Annotated in this window: 18 protein-coding genes, 1 tRNA gene and 2 pseudogenes; 9 read left to right on the top strand and 12 right to left on the bottom strand. The window is 63.4% G+C overall.

From position 1 onward, the window contains the following. Positions 1-103: 103 nt before the first annotated feature. On the top strand, positions 104-1,129 hold the full coding sequence (locus AC0V8S_RS13715) for an alpha/beta fold hydrolase (RefSeq protein WP_475437993.1): 1,026 nt from the start codon (positions 104-106) through the stop codon (positions 1,127-1,129). Here AC0V8S_RS13715 and AC0V8S_RS13710 read toward each other — a convergent pair. The 4 genes from AC0V8S_RS13710 to AC0V8S_RS13695 all read right to left on the bottom strand — a co-directional run bounded on the left by AC0V8S_RS13710 (position 1,095) and on the right by AC0V8S_RS13695 (position 4,920). Then, positions 1,095-2,513: a hypothetical protein gene (locus AC0V8S_RS13710; protein WP_475437992.1), complete on the bottom strand. Its 1,419-nt coding sequence runs from the start codon at positions 2,511-2,513 to the stop codon at positions 1,095-1,097. The genes AC0V8S_RS13715 and AC0V8S_RS13710 overlap by 35 nt on opposite strands. Next, on the bottom strand, positions 2,510-3,088 hold the full coding sequence (locus AC0V8S_RS13705) for a TetR/AcrR family transcriptional regulator (protein ID WP_475437991.1): 579 nt from the start codon (positions 3,086-3,088) through the stop codon (positions 2,510-2,512). The genes AC0V8S_RS13710 and AC0V8S_RS13705 overlap by 4 nt, the downstream gene beginning before the upstream one ends. A 257-nt stretch (positions 3,089-3,345) precedes the next feature. Then, the gene (gene gloA2, locus AC0V8S_RS13700; protein ID WP_475437990.1) at positions 3,346-3,729 is read right to left on the bottom strand and encodes an SMU1112c/YaeR family gloxylase I-like metalloprotein; all 384 of its coding nucleotides are present in this window, start codon (positions 3,727-3,729) and stop codon (positions 3,346-3,348) included. A 276-nt stretch (positions 3,730-4,005) separates the two neighbouring features. Continuing rightward, positions 4,006-4,920: a LytTR family transcriptional regulator DNA-binding domain-containing protein gene (locus tag AC0V8S_RS13695; protein WP_475437989.1), complete on the bottom strand. Its 915-nt coding sequence runs from the start codon at positions 4,918-4,920 to the stop codon at positions 4,006-4,008. A 199-nt stretch (positions 4,921-5,119) separates the two neighbouring features. Here AC0V8S_RS13695 and AC0V8S_RS13690 point away from each other — a divergent pair, with 199 nt between their 5' ends. The 3 genes from AC0V8S_RS13690 (at position 5,120) to AC0V8S_RS13680 (ending at position 10,100) form a co-directional block, all read left to right on the top strand. Beyond that, positions 5,120-6,940 carry an FAD-dependent oxidoreductase gene (locus AC0V8S_RS13690; RefSeq protein WP_475437988.1) on the top strand — a complete coding sequence of 607 codons (1,821 nt, stop codon included), beginning with the start codon at positions 5,120-5,122 and terminating at the stop codon, positions 6,938-6,940. A gap of 558 nt (positions 6,941-7,498) precedes the next feature. Further along, complete coding sequence (locus AC0V8S_RS13685) at positions 7,499-8,893, top strand: FAD-binding oxidoreductase (RefSeq protein ID WP_475437987.1); 1,395 nt, start codon at positions 7,499-7,501, stop codon at positions 8,891-8,893. A gap of 73 nt (positions 8,894-8,966) precedes the next feature. Next, on the top strand, positions 8,967-10,100 hold the full coding sequence (locus AC0V8S_RS13680; RefSeq protein ID WP_475438618.1) for an MFS transporter: 1,134 nt from the start codon (positions 8,967-8,969) through the stop codon (positions 10,098-10,100). Between the two features lie 87 nt (positions 10,101-10,187). Here AC0V8S_RS13680 and AC0V8S_RS13675 read toward each other — a convergent pair whose 3' ends face one another. Beyond that, on the bottom strand, positions 10,188-10,403 hold the full coding sequence (locus AC0V8S_RS13675) for a LuxR C-terminal-related transcriptional regulator (RefSeq protein ID WP_475437986.1): 216 nt from the start codon (positions 10,401-10,403) through the stop codon (positions 10,188-10,190). A 130-nt stretch (positions 10,404-10,533) separates the two neighbouring features. Further along, positions 10,534-10,609 (bottom strand) — tRNA-Ile (locus AC0V8S_RS13670). A gap of 134 nt (positions 10,610-10,743) precedes the next feature. On the opposite strand from AC0V8S_RS13670, the pseudogene AC0V8S_RS13665 reads away from it, so the two are divergent. After that, positions 10,744-11,458 (top strand): annotated as a pseudogene (locus AC0V8S_RS13665) (SIMPL domain-containing protein). A 226-nt stretch (positions 11,459-11,684) separates the two neighbouring features. Here the strand turns inward: AC0V8S_RS13665 and AC0V8S_RS13660 are convergent. Beyond that, positions 11,685-12,071, bottom strand: coding sequence for a hypothetical protein (locus AC0V8S_RS13660; RefSeq protein WP_183462110.1), 387 nt, complete (start codon positions 12,069-12,071; stop codon positions 11,685-11,687). A 204-nt stretch (positions 12,072-12,275) separates the two neighbouring features. Then, a complete protein-coding gene (locus AC0V8S_RS13655; protein WP_183462112.1) occupies positions 12,276-12,722 on the bottom strand; it encodes a YcgN family cysteine cluster protein in 447 nt (148 codons plus the stop codon). A gap of 198 nt (positions 12,723-12,920) precedes the next feature. On the opposite strand from AC0V8S_RS13655, the gene AC0V8S_RS13650 reads away from it, so the two are divergent. Beyond that, the gene (locus AC0V8S_RS13650) at positions 12,921-15,176 is read left to right on the top strand and encodes an OmpA family protein (protein ID WP_475437985.1); all 2,256 of its coding nucleotides are present in this window, start codon (positions 12,921-12,923) and stop codon (positions 15,174-15,176) included. 515 nt (positions 15,177-15,691) lie between these two features. On the opposite strand, the gene AC0V8S_RS13645 is transcribed toward AC0V8S_RS13650, so the two are convergent. Continuing rightward, entirely contained in the window at positions 15,692-16,558 is an 867-nt protein-coding gene (locus AC0V8S_RS13645; RefSeq protein WP_475437984.1) for an SDR family oxidoreductase, read from the bottom strand. A 183-nt stretch (positions 16,559-16,741) separates the two neighbouring features. Between AC0V8S_RS13645 and AC0V8S_RS13640 the strand changes: the two genes are divergently transcribed. Together AC0V8S_RS13640 and AC0V8S_RS13635 are read left to right on the top strand one after the other, a co-directional pair. Further along, positions 16,742-17,008: a type II toxin-antitoxin system VapB family antitoxin gene (locus AC0V8S_RS13640; protein ID WP_095204197.1), complete on the top strand. Its 267-nt coding sequence runs from the start codon at positions 16,742-16,744 to the stop codon at positions 17,006-17,008. Then, positions 17,005-17,394 (top strand): type II toxin-antitoxin system VapC family toxin, encoded by a 390-nt coding sequence (locus AC0V8S_RS13635; RefSeq protein WP_475437983.1) that lies wholly within the window; start codon positions 17,005-17,007, stop codon positions 17,392-17,394. The genes AC0V8S_RS13640 and AC0V8S_RS13635 overlap by 4 nt, the downstream gene beginning before the upstream one ends. A 6-nt stretch (positions 17,395-17,400) precedes the next feature. Here AC0V8S_RS13635 and AC0V8S_RS13630 read toward each other — a convergent pair whose 3' ends face one another. Together AC0V8S_RS13630 and AC0V8S_RS13625 are read right to left on the bottom strand one after the other, a co-directional pair. Then, positions 17,401-18,027: a response regulator transcription factor gene (locus tag AC0V8S_RS13630; RefSeq protein ID WP_183462118.1), complete on the bottom strand. Its 627-nt coding sequence runs from the start codon at positions 18,025-18,027 to the stop codon at positions 17,401-17,403. An 8-nt stretch (positions 18,028-18,035) separates the two neighbouring features. Continuing rightward, positions 18,036-18,908, bottom strand: coding sequence for a S1C family serine protease (locus AC0V8S_RS13625; RefSeq protein ID WP_475437982.1), 873 nt, complete (start codon positions 18,906-18,908; stop codon positions 18,036-18,038). Between the two features lie 168 nt (positions 18,909-19,076). Here AC0V8S_RS13625 and AC0V8S_RS13620 point away from each other — a divergent pair, with 168 nt between their 5' ends. Beyond that, on the top strand, positions 19,077-20,027 hold the full coding sequence (locus tag AC0V8S_RS13620) for a S1C family serine protease (protein WP_183462122.1): 951 nt from the start codon (positions 19,077-19,079) through the stop codon (positions 20,025-20,027). 9 nt (positions 20,028-20,036) lie between these two features. Here AC0V8S_RS13620 and AC0V8S_RS13615 read toward each other — a convergent pair. Then, a pseudogene (locus tag AC0V8S_RS13615) lies at positions 20,037-20,463 on the bottom strand (VOC family protein). Positions 20,464-20,466 lie beyond the last annotated feature (3 nt).

Below are 20,466 nucleotides of genomic sequence, written 5' to 3'. Positions count from 1 at the left end.
GTTGGTCAGCGAAAATCTGACTGGTGTGGCGTTTCGACCAAGCGCATAGTCGCCGCCAAGCCTGCGCAGCGTTGAGCTTGCGCCGCAAGGACAGGAGGCGGCAATGAGCACAGCTCGCGAGAAGGTCGACCGTCAGCGCCGCCGGCTGCTCGGCGCGGCCGCTCTTGCCGCCGCCGGCCAGTTCGGCATGCCGGTCGTGTTCGGCGCGCAGGCGGCCGGACAACCAGATGCGTCCTTCGGCCCGCTGAAGCAGGTCGATGCCGGCGTGCTCAAAATCGAGTATGCCGAGGCCGGGCCGTCCGACGGCCCGCCGGTCGTGCTCTTGCATGGCTGGCCGTACGACATTCACAGCTTCGTCGACGTTGCACCGATGCTTGCATCGGCGGGGCATCGCGTGCTGGTCCCTTACCTGCGCGGCTATGGGGGAACACTCTTTCGTTCCGCCGGGACATTTCGCAATGGCGAGCCCGCGGCGCTCGCCGTCGATCTCACTGCCTTCATGGATAGTCTCAAGATCAAAACCGCGGTGTTGGCGGGCTTCGACTGGGGCGCCCGGACGGCCGACATCGTCGCCGCTCTCTGGCCCGAGCGCGTCAAGGCGTTGGTTGCGGTCAGTGGCTACCTGATCGGTAGCCAAGAGGCCGGCAAGATGCCCCTGCCGCCGCAGGCCGAGTTCGAGTGGTGGTACCAGTTCTACCTCGCGACGGAACGCGGCCGTCTTGGCTACGAGAAAAACCGGCGCGATTTCAACAAGCTGATCTGGCAACTCGCTTCGCCGAAATGGGCATTCGACGACGCCACCTACGCGCGCAGCGCGGCGGCCTTCGACAACCCTGATCACGTCGATATCGTGGTGCACAACTACCGCTGGCGGCTCGGTCTGGCCGAAGGCGAGGCCGAGTACGCCGAAATGGAGAAACAACTGGCCACCGCCCCGACCATCCATGTCCCGACCATCACGCTGGAGAGCGACGCCAACGGCGCGCCGCATCCAGCGCCGAGTTCATACGCCAAGATGTTCACTGGCAAATATGAGCATCGGCAGATCGAGGGAGGTGTCGGGCACAACCTCCCTCAGGAGGCGCCGAAGGCCTTCACCCAGGCCGTTCTTGACGTCGCCGGTTCGTGAGACCGTCCGGCAAGCATGACGGCCACATCGAGAGAATGGCGATCGAAAGTGTTGAGGCGACGCACAGCCACGCGAAGAGATCGCCGATCCGCGTGTAAAGCGTCGGCCCGGGGCCGAGCGGAAGGTCCGTGACCACCATGGTCAGGCCCGTCGGCGCATCCTTCTTCATGGCGACGACACGGCCCTGCGCATCGCTGGCGATCACCAGGCCATGGTGCGCGGGACGCATCATGGCGAATCCGTTTTCGACGCCGCGCATGATGGCCATTCGCGCATGCTGCCAGCCGTCGATGCCGAAGTCGCCCGCCGGCACGCCTGCTAGCCGGGCCCCCGCATCGGAGCGAATGGTGCTGGGGAAATCCATGTCTTTGCAGATCTCCATCGCGAGTCCGTCGGCCAGGGACCCGGAGGCGTGGCCGGGCGCGTAGCGCTCTTCAAGCCCCGGCACGGGATGCCGCTTGTCATAGCGCTGCGTCGGTCCCGTGGGGTCGAGTGCAAGCGCGAAGTCGGCTGGCGGGTGGTCAGAATGGAAGCCGGCAATGATCCGCGCTCCGGTTTCCCTGGACACGGACGCAAGCGGCGCGATGATGGCCGCCTGCGCCTCAGGGATCGACGCCATGCCGCCTTCCGACGTCACGATGAAACGGGCGCCCTGGCGAGCCGCCTCGCCGATTTCCCGTGCGTAGGCTGTCGTCACCGCAAGATCGTCCGGCAAAGCATGCGCGCGCCAGGCGTTCGTTACAAGGGATCCATCCACGATGCCTGCCACCCGGACGGTGGAAGGCTGGGGCTCGGCCAGACGCGCGAACCCGAACGCCAAGTTCGCCGCGCAGATCGCAACGCCCAGAGTGATGGCGGCGATGGCCTCCCGCCTGGCGCGCAGCGCCAGGGCAAGGGTGTTGGCGAAGAGGCAAATGAGGAACGTGACGGCGTACATTCCGAAGAGCGAAGCGCACTGGATCAGGACGGGCGCTGACATCGTGCTGTAGGCAAACGAGCCGTAGGTGCCGTTCGGCGATGGAAGCTGGCTCAGGAGTTCGAACGCCGTCCAACATGCTGGAAACGCGAAGAGTGTGGCGAACGGATGCGCCCGGTGGTGTACTAAGCGCGCGAACCAGACGGCGGCGCAAAACATGCCAACGTAAAGCAGCAAGACCGGCACGATGATGAAGAGCGGCGGCGTGTAAGGCAGTTGCAGCATGTAGCCGCCGCTTGCCAGGATCGCGGCCGCGCTCGCCGCCATGACCTGCCACATCGGCTGCTTTCCGTAGGCCAGCCACAAGAGCGGCACGGGTGCGAACCAAGCCAGCATCCATACGTCGTCGAGGCCCTGTGACAGGTAGAACATCGCGCCGCCCAGCAGCGCAGCCAGGACGGCGATCATCTTACTCTCCGAACAGCTTCGAATGAAGCGAGACATTGGCGAAGGGCCGTGCGGTAGAGCGCTTTGAACTGTGTCTCACTCGAAAAGCGGTTGGCGCGATGCATCGATACGAAGCCTTGACCTAACGCCGCGAGCGCCAAGGCGATTTCGAGCGCGGGCGTGTCCCCGATGCGTCCCTCTGCCTGCGCCTCTTCGATGCGCTTCATGGCCATGGTCAACACGGGCGAGCGGCCAGCTGCAAAATCGTCTGGAAAGCGGCGCGCCTCGGGAGCGGGCAGGAAGAACGCCGCGTCGAACCGGTGGGATTCCGTGATGGCGAAGTCCAAGTAAGCTTCGCCGAACTCCTCCAGCCATTCCATCGGATCGGATGTGTTGATGGTACGCGCCCGCTCCTCCCAGGCCCGAAGTCCGTCCTCCATCAGAGCGTTCAGCAGAGCGTCCTTGTCGGCGAAGTGGCGGTACATCGCCATCGTCGACATCTGCGCACTCTGCGCCACCTTGCGGATGGTGACTCCCGAGATTCCGTCTTGTTCGAGCACGGCTTTGGCCGCCGCAAAGATCCGGTCCTTAGTCATGTGTGCTTTGTACACGTGTCCGTGTGCAATGCACACAGGGCTGAAGTCCTGCTGAAAACAAACAGTGCTTAAGGTCAGGAGGCAGTCATGACGGAGCGAGCAGGACGGCAACGTCGTGCGATTGGCCGATACTTGGCGCAGAGCCGCCGGCTTCCTAACCCGTTGCTAGGAGTCGGTGACGCACCCGAGTTGGCGGATTATGTCTGCCGACTGGCGTTCCCACCCCCGATGACGTGGTCACGAAAGCGAACCGCTCCTTATGGGGCTTCGTATAGTTCCAGCGGCAATCCATCCGGGTCACTGAAAAAGGTAAACCGTTGGTCTGTATATGGGTCGATCCTGATTGGCTCAACGGCAATGCCGGCGGCTTCCAGGCGCATAATGACGGGATCAAGATTCGCCACGGCAAATGCCAGATGTCTCAGGCCTGTCGCCTCTGGATGGGACGGCCGCATCACTGGTGCAGGGAAGGAGAACAATTCCAGCTGGACGGACCCTATCCGCAGATCGGCCTTCCATGACTGTCGCTCCTCTCGATAGACCTCCCGGATCAAATCGAGGCCGAGGAGTTCGACGTAGAACCGCCGCGACCGGTCGTAATCGGTGCAGATGAGCGCGACGTGGTGAATGGCGTTCAGCATACCAAGAACTCTAGGCCAAGGTGGATTTGAAGCCAACGTCACCATCGAGTACACGGCACTTTGTTGATGTCGCCGTTCGCGAGGGTCGCCTCGTTCATATTCTCGCGTGAGAAGCTCATGCAGGGATAGATTGCCGATGGAGCACAAGGGCAACTGGACCGCCTGTGGCACGTGCTCACGGTGACGCCTCGACGCCTCTCAACGCTTACAGACACTGCACGGTGACGATCCATGCCGCCGCATTGAGAAAAGACGCCGTCGATCTTACCCACCGCTTTAGCTAAGGAACCACGAACCAGCGGACGCCCTACAGATTAGGCAGTGTGGGCACCCGGCCTTTCGATGCCTCTCTCCAGGCCGTCGAGCAAGTGCCGGTACCGCCGCGATCCCCTGATCTCCGAACCGTCGCTGGTTCGAATGCGCACATCGCCGTCCCCCGAGCGGCACGATCTCGACGATCTTTGCCCGATTGACGATCCAGGAACGGTGCACGCGCACGGCATCGACACCGGCCACCGCCAGTTGCGCCTGTAACGCGGTAAGGCTGATACGCGCCAGATGCGTGGTCCCCCGGGCATGCACATCGACATAGTTGGCAGCGGCCCGCGCCCACTCCATCGAGTGCGCGTCGAGCAGGATGGTACGGCCACCCGACTTCAGCGTCATGCGCTCGGTTTCGCCCTGCCCGCCTTGCCGCGACCGACTGCGATTGAACTCGATGCTGCGCATAAGCGTCAGCATCAAAAGGATCGTGGCGTAGGTCAGGACATCCTTGCGGTATTCATAGGCAAGGTCGCTCAGCGGCGCGTGGAAGAAATTGTAGCTCTGCCCCAGCAGAGCGGCGAAGACGGCCTTGCGCAGCAAGACCATGCCGGTGACGTGCAGGACTGAAAAAACGATGCTGCCGGCAATGTGAGCAACAAGCGCGCGCGGCAGGCCCTGCACAGCGAGCGGAAAGCGCCGTTCCCACAATGCCGCCAGCGGCACCAGCGCCATGATCACAAGGACGCTCGAATATTCCAGGATCCAGGGAATGCGTGTATCCAGCGCCCGCCCGTCGCGGACGGCATCGGCATTCAGCGTCGACGCATTGACGAAGGCGATGACAGCCAGAAAGGCGACGGCCCCGAGCAGCACCCGCAGCAGGATGCGGCGTTCGAGATCGGTCGGCTTTACGGCTGGCTCCAGCATGGCAGCGATCATGCCCGAGCAACCCGATCGGGGAAAGGAACATGTTACAGCTTTGGTCCCCGGAGAGCCGCCGCTTGTCCCTCGGCTTTCATTCACTGTCGCCGCTCGTCCCTCCGAGCCATGTCTCATCCCAGGATTGTTCCCACCGCAAACCCTCCGTTGTAGCCATCTGTCCATTGCTGGCGCGAGGTCGACGGACATGGACAGGCGAGATTTCCTGCAGATGATGGTGGCGACAGCTCCCGTCGCAGTCGTTGGATGGAATGACAGTTTCGCAGGTGCCGCCGAAAGCCTGCCAACGCCCCGCATCCGGCCTGGCAATGCCGGTTGGCCCTCACAAACGGCTTGGGAACAGCTCAAACAGGCGGTCGGCGGCCGACTGATCAAGCTGAAATCGCCTTTGACCGCTTGCATCCAAGCGCCCGACAGCGCGGATTGCACCGAACTCTGGAAGAACCTCGGAAACCCTTTCTTCCTCGGCGACGACCCGGCTCTCACCCAGACCCTCGGCTGGGTTGGCGCATGGACTTCTCAACCCAGCGCCTATGCCGTCTCCGCGCATTCGACCGAAGATGTCGTGGCGGCTGTCAATTTCGCCCGTGACCACAATCTGCGCCTGGTGATCAAGGGTGGTGGCCACAGCTATCAGGGAACGTCCAACGCGGCGGAGTCGCTGCTGATCTGGACCCGCCACATGGATGCCGTGATCACCCATGACGGCTTCGTGCCGTCGGGTTGCGAAGGTCGGCAGCAGCCTGTCCGCGCCGTCTCAGTCGGAGCGGGTGTGTTGTGGGGCAAGGCCTACAACGAGGTCACCACCAAGGCGGGCCGCTATGTGCAAGGCGGCGGCTGCCTGACGGTCGGCGTCGCCGGCCTGATCCAGAGCGGCGGCTTCGGCAGTTTCTCCAAGACCTATGGGCTTGCGGCGGCGAGCCTGCTGGAAGCCGAAGTCGTGACCGCCGACGGTGAAGTGAGGATCGCCAATGCCTGCACCAACGCCGAGTTGTTCTGGGCGCTCAAGGGTGGCGGTGGCGGCAGCTTCGGCGTGGTGACGAGGCTGACCTTGCGTACACACGCGTTGCCGGGATTCTTCGGTGCCGTTGCGATGACGATCCAGGCCGGCTCGGATGATGCCTACAAGACACTGATCGCGCGTATCCTGGAATTCTACACCACCGCGCTGCTCAGTCCGCACTGGGGCGAGCAGATCGTCTTGCGCCCCGGCAATTTGCTTGCCATCAACATGCTGTTTCAGGGCATCGATCAGCAACAGGCCGAACTCACGTGGCGGCCCTTTCTTGATTGGCTGGACGCGGGCAATCAGGATTTCCAGCTATCGGCTGATCCTTTTTTCATCTCGGCCCCGGCGCGACATTTCTGGGATCCGCGTTTCCTGGAGAAGGTTCCCGGCATCGTTTTGTTCGACGCCCGCCCCGGCGCCTCGGCCGACAACATGTTCTGGGCCGCCAATCTGGAAGAGGCAGGCCAGGTGCTGCATGGCTATCAGTCAGCCTGGTTGCCCGCCTCGCTTCTCGAGCGGGACCGCCGCGAGGCGCTGGCCGGGATGCTGTTTGCGGCAAGCCGCCATTGGTGCATCTCGCTACACATGAACAAGGGACTCGCCGGTGCACCGGCTGAAGTTGTCGAACAGGCGCGCGATACCGCCATCAATCCGGCAGCGCTGGAAGCCTTTGCGCTTTTGATCAGTGCTGCCGCAGGGCCGCCCGCCTATCCTGGCATCCCCGGCCACGAGCCTGGCGCCGCCAAGGCGGATCGGGATGTCGAAGCCATCGGCAGGGCGATGAGCGAGGTTCGGCGCCTAGTTCCAAATCCCGGCTCTTATGTAGCCGAAAGTGACTTTTTCGAAGAGCGCTGGCAGGATGCGTTCTGGGGAGCGAACTATCCGCGATTGCTTGCCGCGAAAGAGCGCTACGATCCGGACGGCCTTTTCATCAATCATCACGGTGTCGGCAGCGAGCGCTGGAGTGCCGACGGTTTTACGAGGTTGGCTGGACGCTGAACACGCCCGAGACGGAGAAAATTGACGACCGGCCCAAAACCATCCCACGCAAAAAGGCAGAGGCTTACCCGACAACGCTCAATTCAAACTCAAAGAACTTCAGCGTAAGGTACTGATTTGCAAAAGGTTGGTGGGCCCGGAGGCCGCATTAAAATCGTTGATTTTGTTGAGTTTTTCGTGGACCAAAATCAGAAATCTTTCCGTATCGTTCCGCATGGTCCCGTGACGCCATACAGTCGACTTTAGCTAACCTCATTTGCGAACGGTCGGAGTCATGCTCCAGAATGGCCGCAGTGGGCCGGAAGCGGGCAGTACGCTCCGCTATGACTTGGAGAGAAAGCTGACCTCTGCATACAACGTGGCGCAGTGCTCCTTGAACCAGTGGCAAGCATTGGCTTTTCGTTAAGAATGGAAACGGGCGCTCCGGCTGGATCGTCACGCGCCGGCGAGAACGCCAAGCCTGTCCAGAGCAGGTGCAAGCAGCTAAAAATTTCGCTTTTGCAGAAGGCTGCGTCCCTGTGAGATCATAGTCCTTACCGGAACCGGGGGGCGATATCGATGGAGATTCCACGACAGACCGAAGCGTTATCGGGCCGATCCCATTCTCGGAGCACGCCGATCGAACAGCTCCGGCAAGGATTACAGGGCGAACTGGTGTTGCCGACAGACGATGCCTACGACCAGGCGCGCGGGGTCTGGAACGGGGCGATCGACAAACGCCCTGCTGCAATTGTCTTTTGCGCCGATCCCGATGACGTCGTCCATGCCGTGACCTATGCCAGGTCACAAGGCTTTGTCGTGGCAGTTCGCAGCGGCGGCCACAACGTCGCCGGTCTGTCCGTCTGCGACGATGGGATGGTGATCGATCTATCCCGCATGAAGAAGATCGCAGTCGATCCCGAGCGCCGCATCGCCAAGGCCGAAGCTGGTCTGACCCTCGCCGAGTTCGACGCAGCCACACAGGCGCACGGGCTTGCAACGACCATGGGGGTCAACGGCGACACCGGTATTGCCGGCCTCACGCTCGGTGGTGGCTTCGGCAAGCTCGGGCGCAAGCACGGTCTGAGCTGCGATAATTTGATCGCGGCCGAAATTGTCACGGCCGACGGACAGCTTTTGCGAACAGACGCCCGCCAGCATCCCGAACTGTTTTGGGCCCTGCACGGCGGCGGCGGCAATTTCGGGGTGGTGACGACGTTCGAATACCGGCTGCATCCTGTCGGCCCGAACCTTCTCGTGGGCTCGGTGCTTCACGCCTACGATCGGGCGCCGGAGGCCATGCGGTTTTACGACAAATTCTCCCGCGACGCCCCGGACGAACTGAGCGTCGACGCCGCGCTCGTCACACTGCCCTCGGGCGACCGTGCCTTCAGCATCTCGGCATGCTATGTCGGGTCACCCGAAGCGGGCGAACCCGCAATCGCACCGCTGATGAAATTCGGATCCCCCATCGAAAGCCGCCTTCGGGCCGTTCCTTATCTTGAGATTCAATCGGCGGGCGATAGCCTCTTTCCACGCGGACGGCGTTATTACTGGAAGGCACAGTTCCTGCGTGAGATCGGCGATGGCGCGATCGAGGCGCTGCTCGACAGCTACGCGAGAGCTCCCGATCACTCGTCCCTGCTGGTTTTCCAGCAGGTCGGCGGAGCGATCGCTCGTGTGCCGGCATCCCACTCGCCCTACGCCAATCGGGATGCGGCCTTCGACTGCTTCCCGATCGCCATTTGGGACGATCCAGCCGGTGACGAGGCAAACATGCGCTGGGCGCGCGACCTGTGGAATGCGGTCAGACCATTTTCAACCGGCGGCGTTTATGCCAACAATCTCGGTGATGAGGGTGACGAGCGCGTGCGTAATGCCTACGGCGCTAATTATGCGCGCCTCGCCGCTATCAAGAAGCAATACGACCCGACCAATTTCTTTCGATTGAATCAGAATATCAGGCCTGGATAATTCGAAAATCCGTGGGGGAACCGTGCGCAGTCGCTGGACGATCCTTGCTGTCCTGTTTGTCGCCCGCGCCGCAATGGCATTTCAGTTTCAGAGCGTCGGCGCCGTCGCGCCTCTTATCAGCGATAGCGTCGGTGCGAGCCTGGCCGACATCGGCATTTTAATCGGCCTCTATCTTGCACCGGGAGTCGCGTTGGCCCTGCCTGGCGCGACCATCGGCCAGCGCTATGGCGACAAGGCGACCGTTCTCGCCGGGCTCCTAATGATGCTGGTGGGTGAAATGCTGATGGCGGCATCGCCGTTGTGGAGCCTGCAGGTCGGCGGCCGTTTGATAAGCGGCACTGGCGGCGTACTCCTGAACGTCCTGATGACCAAGATGGTCGCCGACTGGTTTGCCGGCCGGGAAATCGCAACCGCCATGGCCATCTACATCAACTCGTGGCCAGCGGGCATCGCCGTTGCTCTCGTGGTGCTGCCGGCAATCGGAACGACATTCGGGGTGACCGCCGTGGGCGTTGCCGTTTCGGTCCTGGTCATCGCCGGCATCGGCCTGATGACCTTCATCTATCGCACCCCGGAGGTATCGCCCGCCAGTGGCATCGAACGCTCTGGCATTTCGGCGGGGACAACCTATGCCCTTATCGCCGCCGGCCTGATCTGGTGCCTCTACAATGTCGGCTTCGCAATGGTCTTCAGCTTCGGTCCGTCGATGCTCGTCGAGCGCGGGTGGTCAAACGCCGCGGCGGGATCGACGATCAGCGTCGTGCTTTGGCTGGCGACCCTTTCGGTCCCCCTGGGTGGCTTCCTGGCCGATCGCACCAAACGCGGCGGCGCGGTTCTAGCCATGGGCTGTTCAGGCTTTGCATTCCTGGTGCTGCTTCTGTCGCGAAACGGACCGGCGCTGCCCCTCGTCATTGCCATGGGGATCGTGTGCGGCTTGCCTGCCGGCGCGATTGTGAGCTTGCCCACGCGGGTGCTCGAGCAGAAGACGCGATCGATCGGGATGGGAGTGTTCTACACCGTCTATTATGCCGGCATGCTGGCTGCGCCGGTGATCGGCGGCAAACTTGCAACCTGGGCCGGCACCGCGGCCGCCGCGCTCGAATTCGGCGCTGCCGCACTCCTCCTTTGCCCTCTGCTTCTTTGGTCATTCCACCGGATCAGCCACGTCCCACAGCCGGTGGTGGTTCCATCCAGGTCAGGCGGCTAGTTGCACTGAGACCGCTGCTACGCTCGATGACGGGAACGGTGACGTTCGCAGGACGATGCGAGAACTGCAGGATTAGCTTTCTCTCGTCTATTGTTCATTTGGCTGGCGGATTCGCGGCATGAGACGCTTGACAAGCGCAACCAGATCGCTCTGTCGCGATACGCCCATCTTGGCAAAAATGTGCTCACGATGATGTCTAGCCGTCGCCTCGCCGACTTGCAGCGTCGCCGCGGCTTCGCGTAGCGTTGCGCCTGCCATCAACTGCTCGAGCTGGCGTGTCTCGGCGGGGGTTAATCCAAACATGCGGGCGACCGTCCCCAACTCGGTCGGCAGAGAGGCTGCGTCGAGCGCGATGAAGACGCCTACAACCTTACGCGATAGCGCTCAATTCAAACTCAAAGAATTCAGCATAAGATACTGATTTGCAAAAAGTTGGTGGGCCCGGAGGGACTCGAACCCCCAACCAAGCGGTTATGAGCCGCCGGCTCTAACCATTGAGCTACAGGCCCCACGCGGGCTGGATTAATGTTTTTCGCTTCCCGGCACAAGGCTTTCCCGACGGGCTTTCGCGGATCGCCCAAATCAACCCATAATCGCGCTCTACGCGACCTTTGCGACTGGATCGCAGACCAAGGAGATTTTCATGACCAAACATCTTTTGCCTCTCGCGCTCGCCGCTGCAATCGCTTTTCCGGCGATGGCTGGAGCCGCCGATTCGCCGACGCCCGCCCGCATCGTTGTTTTCGGGTGAAGGTGAAGCGACCACCCCGCCCGACCTGGCGTTGCTGTCGCTCAGCGTCATGCGCGAAGCCAAGACCGCGCGTGCGGCACTTGACGCCAACAATGACGCCATGGCCGCCGTGATCGCGGCGATGAAGGCTGCCGGCATCAAGGATCGCGACCTGCAGACGGCGGGCATCCAGATCAACCCGCGCTACAACTACACCAACAAGCCCGACGGCAGCCAGGAGGCCGAGCTCGTCGCTTACCAGGTGACCAATACGCTTGCGGTGCGCGTGCGCGACATCGACAAGACCGGCGAGATCCTCGACAAGGCGGTGTCGCTCGGCGTTAACCAGGGTGGCGGCATCTCCTTCACCAACGACAACCCGGCGGCAACCATCGACGCGGCCCGCAAGAAAGCGGTGACCAACGCGATCGCCAAGGCCAAGACGCTCGCGGAAGCCGCCGGCGTGAGCATTGGCCGGGTGCTGGAGATCACCGACCAGAACATCGCGCCGCCGCCGATGGCGATCAACGCCAAGGCCTTCGACGCCGCCGCGGGTGCGGCAGTGCCGACGCAAGCCGGCGAGAACGCCTACAACGTTCAGGTCACCGTTACGTTTGAACTGAAGTAAGCGGTCCTGACGATGCGTGGTCGAGTCTTGCCCGGCCACGCCGTCAGCAAATGCCTTGCATGAAAAACCCGCGGGATCGCTCCCGCGGGGTTTTCGAGCCGCACCCATCCGATGGGACAGGGGCTCCGCTAGTCCCGGCTGATCCTCGAGAGGATCGTGCCGCTGCCGACCTTCGCAGAAGGTCGTGTCTTCAGGCTAACCCTCGCAGAGGGTTATGCCGCAAGCCTCAGCGATAGATGACCGGGCAACCGCGTTCATTGGCGAACACGACGACGACGCGGTCGCCGTCCTGGCGGCCCATGACCTTGACCGTGCGGCGGTTGACGTCGACGATGCGGGCGCGGTAGAGGCCCATGCGCTCGGCCTTGTCGAGGGCACGATCCGGCGAACAGCCGCGGCGCCAGCCTTCACGGCGCCAGTCGTCGCCGCGCCAGTCGTCACGGCGCTCATCGCGGCGATGCCGATAGCCGTCATCACCGGCATAGACGCCGAAGCGCGGATCCTGGTTGTTGCCGAAGCCGAGATAGAGGCTGTCGGCATGGGCGGGAATGGCCGCCAGCGTGCCGAGGCCGACCAGGGCCGAAAGGGCCGCCGTCTTGATCGTGTTGTACATGGTTCTCTCTCCTTGTTGCAGGCTTGCGCCCGTCCTCGTGAAACCGATGATGGGAGAATGCGTCAGCCTGTCTGAACTGTTTACGAACCCGCCGTTCATCTGCGGTTCATGTGGCGGGAAACGAAAATCTTCGCCAGGTTTCGAACAATGCGTCCCCAAAAATCTTGCCCCGGTTCCTGTTCCGGAACCGCGCGGATACGGGCCTCAAGGCTCGTCGTCGAGCATATAGTCAAAATAATCTTCAGGTTCGGCCAGATCGGTCTCGCTCGCCTTGACCCGGCCGCGCATCGAGATGCCGGCCTCATGCACGGTCTCGGCACTGCCCGACACCAGCCGATGCCACCAATAGAGGTCGCGGCCTTCGGCCACCAGCCGGTAGGCGCAGGTGCTGGGCAGCCAGCTGATGGTGCGCACATTCTGCGGCGTCAGCCCGACGCAATCGGGAACGCGCGCCAGCCGGTTGGCATAGTCAGAGCAGCGGCAGGTCTGCGCGTCGAACAGCCGGCAGCCGACACTGGTCCAGTAGATCTCGCCGGTATCCTCGTCCTCTAGCTTCGACAGACAGCATTTGCCGCAGCCGTCGCAAAGCGATTCCCATTCGGCCGGGCTCATCGCTTCCAGCGTCTTTGTTTTCCAGAACGGCGTTTCCATTTTGGGGATGTGGCCCCGGCAGCCGCCGAGGTCAAGCGCGGCAACGGTTGAAATGCGGCTGCAACTCGACCGAATGACACGAAGTTGCCTTCAAAAGGCCGGCCAATCGCCCCGTACGGCATCTATCCCAATCAAACTGGAACCAATCGGGCTAAGAACGGTTTCGGCAAGGATGGGACCCCACAAGGAGAGTTTTCGATGAAACGCCAACCACGGATTCTGGCAGGCACCGCACTTGGCCTGTTGATGGCATCCGCGCCGTTGGGCGCGTTCCCGCTGCAAGGCAATGCCGCATTCGGCCCGGCCCAGCGCACGTCAGCCCCGTTCATTCTGGCGCAAGCCGCTTGCGCCGAGGGCGAATCGGCCGAAGCCTGCGCGCAGAAGCAAGGGAAGAAAAAGCAGGAGCAGCCCGCCCAGGCGGAACAGCCCGCCCAGGCGGAGCAGCCGGCGCAAGGTGAGCAGCAGCCGCGCAAGAAGCGCGACCAGCAGCAGCAGACCGAACAGGCGCCTGCCGAGCAACCTGCACAGGGCGAGCAGAAGCCACGCAAGAAGCGTGACCAGCAACAGCAGACCGAACAAGCCCCCGCCGACCAGCAGGCGCAGCCGGAACAGCAACCGCGCAAGAAGCATAACCAGCAGCAGCAAACCGAGCAGGCGCCCGCCGGCGAGGCCGCTCCCGCGACCGACGAACAGCAGCCGCGCAAGAAGAAGCGCGACCAGCAGCAACAGACCGAGCAGGCACCGGCCGGCGAGGCCGCTCCCGCAACCGAACAGCAGCAGCCGCGCAAGAAGAAGCGCGACCAGCAGCAGCAGACCGAAGCCCCCGCCGAGCAGGCTCCCGCTGGTGAGACACAGCCCGCCAACGACAACCAGCCGGTCAAGCCCGGCAAGAAACACAAGCAGGACCAGCAGAAAGAGGCGCCCGCTGCTCCGGCAGTGACGCCGGAAGCCGCGCCGACGCCGAAGGAAGCCCCGGCAGGGCAAGTAACGACACCCAAGGTTGAACCGGCTCCGGCCGGCGAACAGCCGGCGATCCAGGGCGAGCAGCCCCAGGACAAGACAAAGAAGCACGGCAAGAAACCGGTGGCCGAACAGCCCGCGAACGGCGAGCAACCTGCCACGGGCAAGCAACCGGTTAATGGTGAGCAGCCGCAGACCGGCAAGCAGCCCGCGACGGGCGAGCAACCGGCCAATGGCGAGAAGCCGGCAACCGGTGAACAGCCCGCCAATGGCAACACGGCCGCGCCCGTCCAGGGCGAAAACCCCGTGCAGGGCGAAGCGCCCGCCGACAAGAATGCCGCCCCCATCCTCGACAGCCAGAAGGATGCCGAGCGCAAGGCTGGCGGCCGCAAACATGGCGACAAGGCCGGCCAGAACGGCCAGCAGCAGGATGGTGGCCAGAACGCCCAGCAAGGCGGCGATCAGGGCCAGAAGCCGGTGGTTGCTCCTGTCGACCAGGGTCCGCCGCCCACCGACGACAAGGCAGCCCAGCAGCAGATCAAGCCCGAAAAGATCGTCCCGGTGACTGAGGAAAAGGGCAAGCGCCTCGACCGTGCGCCCGACGAGAACATCCGTGACCGCCGCCGCCCCAAGGGTGTCGACGTGCTCAAGGAGATCGGCGATCGCGTTATCATCCAGCTCGGCGGCCAGACGATCGTCCAGAGCAATGAGGGCTCGCGCATGAATCGCGGTGCCAAGGACGTCTATTACGAGGACCTCCCACAAGGCCGTAGACGCGAGACGGTCGAGCGCGACAATGGCATCCAGATCGTCACCATCCGCAACCGTTACGGCGATGTCATCCAGCGTTCGCGCATCACGCCGGATGGGCGCGAATATGTGCTGAGCTATGTCGACGAGCGGGACTATCAGGATGAGGGCGACTGGCGCGATCCCGGCGACGACCTGCCGCCGATGCGGCTCAACATTCCGCGCCGGCAGTACATCCTCGATTCCGAGGACGTCGAAAGCGATGACGACTACTACACCTTCCTCGACCAGCCGCCGGTGGAGAGGGTCCAGCGTCTCTATTCGATCGACGAGGTCAAGCGTTCGGCCCGCGTGCGCGACATCGCACGTCGCGTCGACCTCGACACGCTGAACTTCGAATTCGGCTCCTCCTCGATCTCCGACACCGAGGTGCAGAAGCTCGAGGGCGTCGCCAGCGCCATGGAGAAACTGCTGAAGAAGAACCCGGCCGAGACCTTCCTGATCGAGGGCCACACCGACGCCGTCGGCACGCCGGAAGCGAACCTTGCTCTGTCGGACCGCCGCGCCGAAGCGGTTGCTGAAGCGCTGACCAATGCCTTCGGCATCCCGCCGGAGAACCTGACGACACAGGGCTATGGCGAAGAGTATCTGAAGATCAACACGCAGGCACCCAACCGCGAGAACCGGCGTGTCGCCATCCGCCGCATCACGTCCCTGGTGGCGCCGGTCGCCAGCAACAATTAGGTCATGATTTCAAAACCATGACCTGGTTTGTGGACTAGATGCGAAAAGCACCCATCCCCGGCTCGATCGGGGATGGGAAGGTTCGTATCCGGGTCCCGGGCTCAAGAAGATTTGTACCGGCATTAGAGCCGGCTCATTGAATCGCGAGCCCGCTCACCCCAGATTCAGGGCTGGGCGTTCCCTGCCCCGTCCCGACTCCAGCGGGATGCATTGAGCCCCGCCGGCCCTCTCCGGCGGGGCTTTTTGCTTTGATCCTATCTTGCAAAGAGCGGCGGCGTGGCCGAAACACGGCCACCTCGCCTTCGTCGTCTCGGCGCTGATGCTGGCCTATATCGACCGGCTGATGGGTCTGAGCAAAGGCAAGAAGGACGAGGTGTGAGGTAGCTCCCTTCTCCCCGTTATACGGGGAAGTGAGACGTGGTCCGCGTTGCGGACAAAGAGCCAATTGCTTGGCTCTTTGAAGGACGAACGCCGGCAGGCGGATGAGGGGCAGCGCCGACAGGTCGTGATTTTCGTCAGTAGATGCTTTTGACTTTTGTATCGGAGTTGGCAAACACCTCGTCCGGCACGAAAAAGTCGCCGGCCAGCGGCCCGGTCGCGCCTGGTGAATAGACCGAGAAATCCGTGACCCCCTCGGCGCGCAGCAGCTCCTCGTCGATGTAGAAATTGCCCGATGTTTCGCGCGACGGCCGCATGAAGATGGCATGCGCGGCATCGGCCATGATGTCGGGCGACCGGCTCATCGCCGCGACCGTCGCGCCGCCGAGCAGATTGCGCACCGCTGCCGTGTCGATGGTCGAGATCGGCCACAGCGAATTGACGGCGATGCCGTCCTTGGCGAACTCCGCGCTCATGCCCAGCGTGCACATCGACATGCCGAACTTGGCCATGGTGTAGGCGACATGGTTCTTGAACCACTTCGCCTTCATGTCGAGCGGCGGCGCCAGATTCAGGATGTGAGGATTCTTAGCTAACTTCAGATGCGGAATGCACATTTTGGACACCAGGAAGGTGCCGCGCGTGTTGATCTGGTGCATCAGATCATAGCGCTTCATGTCGGTTTCCAGCGTGCCGGTGAGCTGGATGGCGCTGGCATTGTTGACGCAGATGTCGATGCCGCCAAATTTCTCCACCGTCCTTGCGACGGCCTCGGCCACCTGCGCCTCCTCGCGAATGTCGCACAGCACAGGCAGCGCCTTGCCGCCGGCCTGCTCGATCTCTTCAGCGGCGGTGTAGATCGTGCCCGGCAGCTTCGGATGCGGCTCGGCGGTCTTGGCGGCGATCGTCACATTGGCGCCGTCGCGCGCCGCCCGCAGCGCGATCGCCAGCCCGATGCCGCGCGACCCGCCGGAGATGAACAGCGTCTTTCCCTTGAGCGACATTTTTCCTCCGCGTGCTGACCCATTCTTCTGAGCCGATCCTTGCCCGTGCGGCTTGCGGATACAAGAGCTTGCCGCGGGAAGCCATGGTGACGCTGCGGAGGCTTTGTTGATCGACAGCGCCCGATATCTATTGGATTTACCGAGGCTCGGGTATATATTCTATACAAACAGGCAGAATATAGAATGGCACTATCGATCAAGAACATGGAAGTGGAGCAACTGGCGCGCGAGCTTGCCCGTCGCCGCCACGTGTCCGTGACAGAGGCTATCCGTCAGAGCCTCGAGCGCGAGGTCGCGCGCGAACGGCTGGTACCGCGCGAAGACGCCAGTGACCTGTTTCAGCGGTTGATGGCGATTGCCGACAGTGCGGGAAAAATCCCCGAACGCGAAGATGCGATGACCGACGACGAAATCCTCGGTTACGACGAGTTCGGAATCCCGACGAAATGATCATCGATTCCTCGGCCTTGGTCGCCATTCTGCGTCTCGAGCCGGGCTACGAACGTTTCGTGCTCGCGATCACGCAGGCCAAGAGACGGCTGCTGGCAGCGCCAACGTATCTGGAAACAACGATGGTGCTCGCGGGCGGCCGGCAAGATGAAATCCTGGATCGGCTAGACACCTTCCTGCGGACAGCCTCGATCGAGACGATCCCCTTCACCGCCGACCACGCAGCCGTCGCCCGCCAGGCTTTTCTGCGTTACGGCAAGGGTCGGCATCCGGCGGCACTGAATTTCGGCGACTGCATCGCCTATGCCACTGCGCGGCTCGAAGCCATGCCGCTATTGTTCAAGGGTGACGATTTCCGGCTGACCGACATCGAAGCGGCAGTCTGAGCAATATCAGACCAGCACCAACCCCTGCCGCATCGCGATCGCGATCGCATCAGTGCGGTTGGCCGCCCCCAGCTTGATCAGGATCGCGGCGACGTGAAATTTCGCCGTGTGGACGGAAATGTTGAGCCGACGCGCAATCACTTTGTTGGGCGCGCCTTCGGCGAGCAGCGCCAGCACTTCCGCCTCGCGCGGCGAAAGCGCAGGCCGGGTGGCATGCTCGTCCAGGACTTCATCCTCGAACGGCGCGCCCGTATGGAAATCCTCATCGCGTCCACGGCCGCCCTCGCCTGTGACGCGATAGCCGGCCGCCGCCAGCCGCGCCGCCGCTGCGATCAGCAGATCGTCCGCACCCGCAGGCATGACCGCAAACACCTCACCGGCGGGCCGCTCGACGCCGGTGCGTCCCGACAGCAGCACCCGTGGCGTGGCGGCCGGCACGGTATCTCCGCTCCTGTCATCGATGATGGCGACATCCGCCCGGCCGCCGGTCACCACCGGCAGCAGGTCGTCGCTGGCGGCAAGAGTGGCGGCTAGGCGCTCGGCGCGCGCGGCATCGCCAAGCGCAATCAGCACCACCAGCCGCCGCGAAGCGGCGCTGTTGCTCACGATCCGGTCGCCGGCGAGCGTTTCCATCAGTCCTCTCAGCTCAGCGGCTTTTCGCCTATGGTCAATGTCACGTCGCGCTGTTCGCCGCCACGCACCACGCCAAGCGTAACGGAGGCGCCGGCACTGTCCGGTCCGAGCCGGCGGATCAGGTCGCGCGGACCATGCACGGCCTCGCCGTTCCACGCCACGATGATATCGCCCAGCGACAGGCCGGCGGCCTTGGCCGGGCCGTTGTCGTCGAGGCTCATCACCATCGCGCCATGGGCGTCGCGGTCGCGCACCGGATGCAGGCCTGCACCGAGATAGCCGCGTGCGACATGGCCCTTCTCGCGCAGTGTCGCCACCGCCCGCTCGATCGTCTCATAGGGCATGACCAGCGCACGGCCGCGCGGCCCGAACAACAGCATGCCGATCAGCGCGCCCTTGGCGTCGAGCACCGGGCCACCCTCGAAGCGGCCGCCGGCGCCGACGGCCAGATTGATGCGCCGGTCGATCGTGCCCCCGCGCATCGAGCGCCAGGCCGGACCGACTTCGCCAACCGAACCCGATACGGCCAGCGCCGAACCCTGGCTGTTGCCAATGGCAATGGCGATATTGCCCGGCCGAACCGCATCGGCCTTGGCAAGGACAGGCGTGCTGGCCGTGTCGGCTGGCTTGAGCAGGGCGACGCCCGTCGAAGGATCGCGACCGACCAGCTCGGCCTTCACCGTCCCGCCCGAAGCCAGCGTCAGCTCGATCTCCTCGCCGGCCTCGACCGCCTCTTCGGCAGTGACGAAATAGCCGTCGCGCCAGTGGAAGGCGCTCGCCGTGCGGTGATGATGGGCAGTGAAGCTCGCGGTCGCCGGTGCCGCCGCGGCGGCAAGGGCGGCAACGGCTTGCGAAAACGCATTCAGATTGAAATCACTCATGATGGTCTCCTGGGGTTCGTCATGTCCCAGATATCGCCCGACGGCGCCCCTGGAGGTACTCGCCTGACGGCTAGTTGGCGGTTTGACTGGCCATCTGGTCAGGTCGCGGCGGTTCCGGCCGCTCCGCACATATAGTCACGATCAAGCTTGAAAACACGGAGCCCATCCATGGCCCTCGCCGCTGCCAAATTCCAATCCGACGATACGCTGCTCGACGCCTATTCCATGACGGTGGCCGACGCGGTCGACCGCATCGGTCCGGCCGTCTGCCGCATCGAGCGTATTGGCGGCCAGGGCGGCCATGGATCGGGTTTCGTCATCGCGCCGGACGGGTTGGTCGTCACCAATTTCCATGTCGTGGGTGACGCAAAAACAGTTCGCGTGTCGATGCCGGACGGCGCCTCCAGCGAGGGCCGCGTGCTCGGGCGCGATCCCGACACCGACATCGCTCTGGTGCGCGCCGACGGCAGTTTTTCCGATGTCGCGCCGCTTGGCGATTCCAAGCGGCTGCGGCGCGGCCAGATCGCCATTGCCATCGGCAATCCTCTGGGCTTCGAATGGACGGTCACATCAGGCGTCGTCTCGGCGCTCGGCCGCTCGATGCGCGCTTCGACGGGCAGACTGATCGATGACGTCATCCAGACCGATGCCGCGCTCAACCCCGGCAATTCCGGCGGGCCACTGGTGTCGTCGGCAGGCGAAGTCATCGGCGTCAACACCGCCATGATCCATGGCGCGCAAGGCATTGCGTTTGCGGTCGCTTCCAACACCGCCAATTTCGTCATCTCGGAGATCATCCGCTTCGGCCGCGTGCGGCGCGCCTTCATCGGCGTCTCGGCCGACACCACCAATCTGCCGCGCCGCGCCGCCCTTTTGTCGCAAGTGTCGACCAGCACGGCCGTGCGGCTGCGCAGTGTCGAAAAGAACGGCCCAGCGGCCAAGGCCGGTCTGAAGGAAGGCGACATCATCGCGGCCATCGACGGGCGCCCGGTCACCGGCGTCGACGACCTCGTGCGCATGCTCGACGCCGAGCGCATCGGCCGCGAGACGCTGTGCACGGTGGTGCGCCGCACCGGCGTCAGCCAGGTGGCGGTGACGCCGGTGGCGCGGGCAGGCTGAGGCCGTCACTCAAGCCCCTGCCGCGCCCGCCGCGTACTGCGCCAAAAATTCCTCGCTGGGCGGGATCGGCTTGATGACGTCGATCAGCACGCCATTGGGATCCCGGGTGATGAAATGGCGCTGGCCGAAGGGCTCGTCGCGCAGCGTGCGCAGGACCGGCAGGCCGGCAGCGAGAATCCGCTCATAGACCGCATCGGGGTCGCGGACTTCGAAATTGATGAGCAGGCCGGACGTGCGCCCCCGCCCCCTCCTGCGGGATCGTCTCGTGGTCGCCCTGGACGATGCCGAGATTGACGCGTTTGTTGTCCACCGATTGCAGGTGCACGTACCAGTCGCTTTCAAACAGCGGCTGGAAGCCGAAATGCTTGACATAGAAGGCCGCCGTGCCGGCAACGTCGCCGGTCATCAGCACCGGGTAATAGCTTGTGGTCTTCATCTT

The organism is Mesorhizobium oxytropidicola (genome assembly GCF_056174625.1).
This window is presented reverse-complemented; position numbering and strand designations above follow the sequence as displayed.

Bases quoted from the DNA above. Each gene is read 5' to 3' on its own strand.
- AC0V8S_RS13715 (WP_475437993.1), top strand. From the start codon at position 104: ATGAGCACAGCTCGCGAGAAGGTCGACCGTCAGCGCCGCCGGCTGCTC.
- AC0V8S_RS13710 (WP_475437992.1), bottom strand. From the start codon at position 2,513: ATGATCGCCGTCCTGGCTGCGCTGCTGGGCGGCGCGATGTTCTACCTG.
- AC0V8S_RS13705 (WP_475437991.1), bottom strand. From the start codon at position 3,088: ATGACTAAGGACCGGATCTTTGCGGCGGCCAAAGCCGTGCTCGAACAA.
- gloA2 (WP_475437990.1), bottom strand. From the start codon at position 3,729: ATGCTGAACGCCATTCACCACGTCGCGCTCATCTGCACCGATTACGAC.
- AC0V8S_RS13695 (WP_475437989.1), bottom strand. From the start codon at position 4,920: ATGCTGGAGCCAGCCGTAAAGCCGACCGATCTCGAACGCCGCATCCTG.
- AC0V8S_RS13690 (WP_475437988.1), top strand. From the start codon at position 5,120: ATGGACAGGCGAGATTTCCTGCAGATGATGGTGGCGACAGCTCCCGTC.
- AC0V8S_RS13685 (WP_475437987.1), top strand. From the start codon at position 7,499: ATGGAGATTCCACGACAGACCGAAGCGTTATCGGGCCGATCCCATTCT.
- AC0V8S_RS13680 (WP_475438618.1), top strand. From the start codon at position 8,967: ATGGCATTTCAGTTTCAGAGCGTCGGCGCCGTCGCGCCTCTTATCAGC.
- AC0V8S_RS13675 (WP_475437986.1), bottom strand. From the start codon at position 10,403: ATGTTTGGATTAACCCCCGCCGAGACACGCCAGCTCGAGCAGTTGATG.
- AC0V8S_RS13660 (WP_183462110.1), bottom strand. From the start codon at position 12,071: ATGTACAACACGATCAAGACGGCGGCCCTTTCGGCCCTGGTCGGCCTC.
- AC0V8S_RS13655 (WP_183462112.1), bottom strand. From the start codon at position 12,722: ATGGAAACGCCGTTCTGGAAAACAAAGACGCTGGAAGCGATGAGCCCG.
- AC0V8S_RS13650 (WP_475437985.1), top strand. From the start codon at position 12,921: ATGAAACGCCAACCACGGATTCTGGCAGGCACCGCACTTGGCCTGTTG.
- AC0V8S_RS13645 (WP_475437984.1), bottom strand. From the start codon at position 16,558: ATGTCGCTCAAGGGAAAGACGCTGTTCATCTCCGGCGGGTCGCGCGGC.
- AC0V8S_RS13640 (WP_095204197.1), top strand. From the start codon at position 16,742: ATGGCACTATCGATCAAGAACATGGAAGTGGAGCAACTGGCGCGCGAG.
- AC0V8S_RS13635 (WP_475437983.1), top strand. From the start codon at position 17,005: ATGATCATCGATTCCTCGGCCTTGGTCGCCATTCTGCGTCTCGAGCCG.
- AC0V8S_RS13630 (WP_183462118.1), bottom strand. From the start codon at position 18,027: ATGGAAACGCTCGCCGGCGACCGGATCGTGAGCAACAGCGCCGCTTCG.
- AC0V8S_RS13625 (WP_475437982.1), bottom strand. From the start codon at position 18,908: ATGAGTGATTTCAATCTGAATGCGTTTTCGCAAGCCGTTGCCGCCCTT.
- AC0V8S_RS13620 (WP_183462122.1), top strand. From the start codon at position 19,077: ATGGCCCTCGCCGCTGCCAAATTCCAATCCGACGATACGCTGCTCGAC.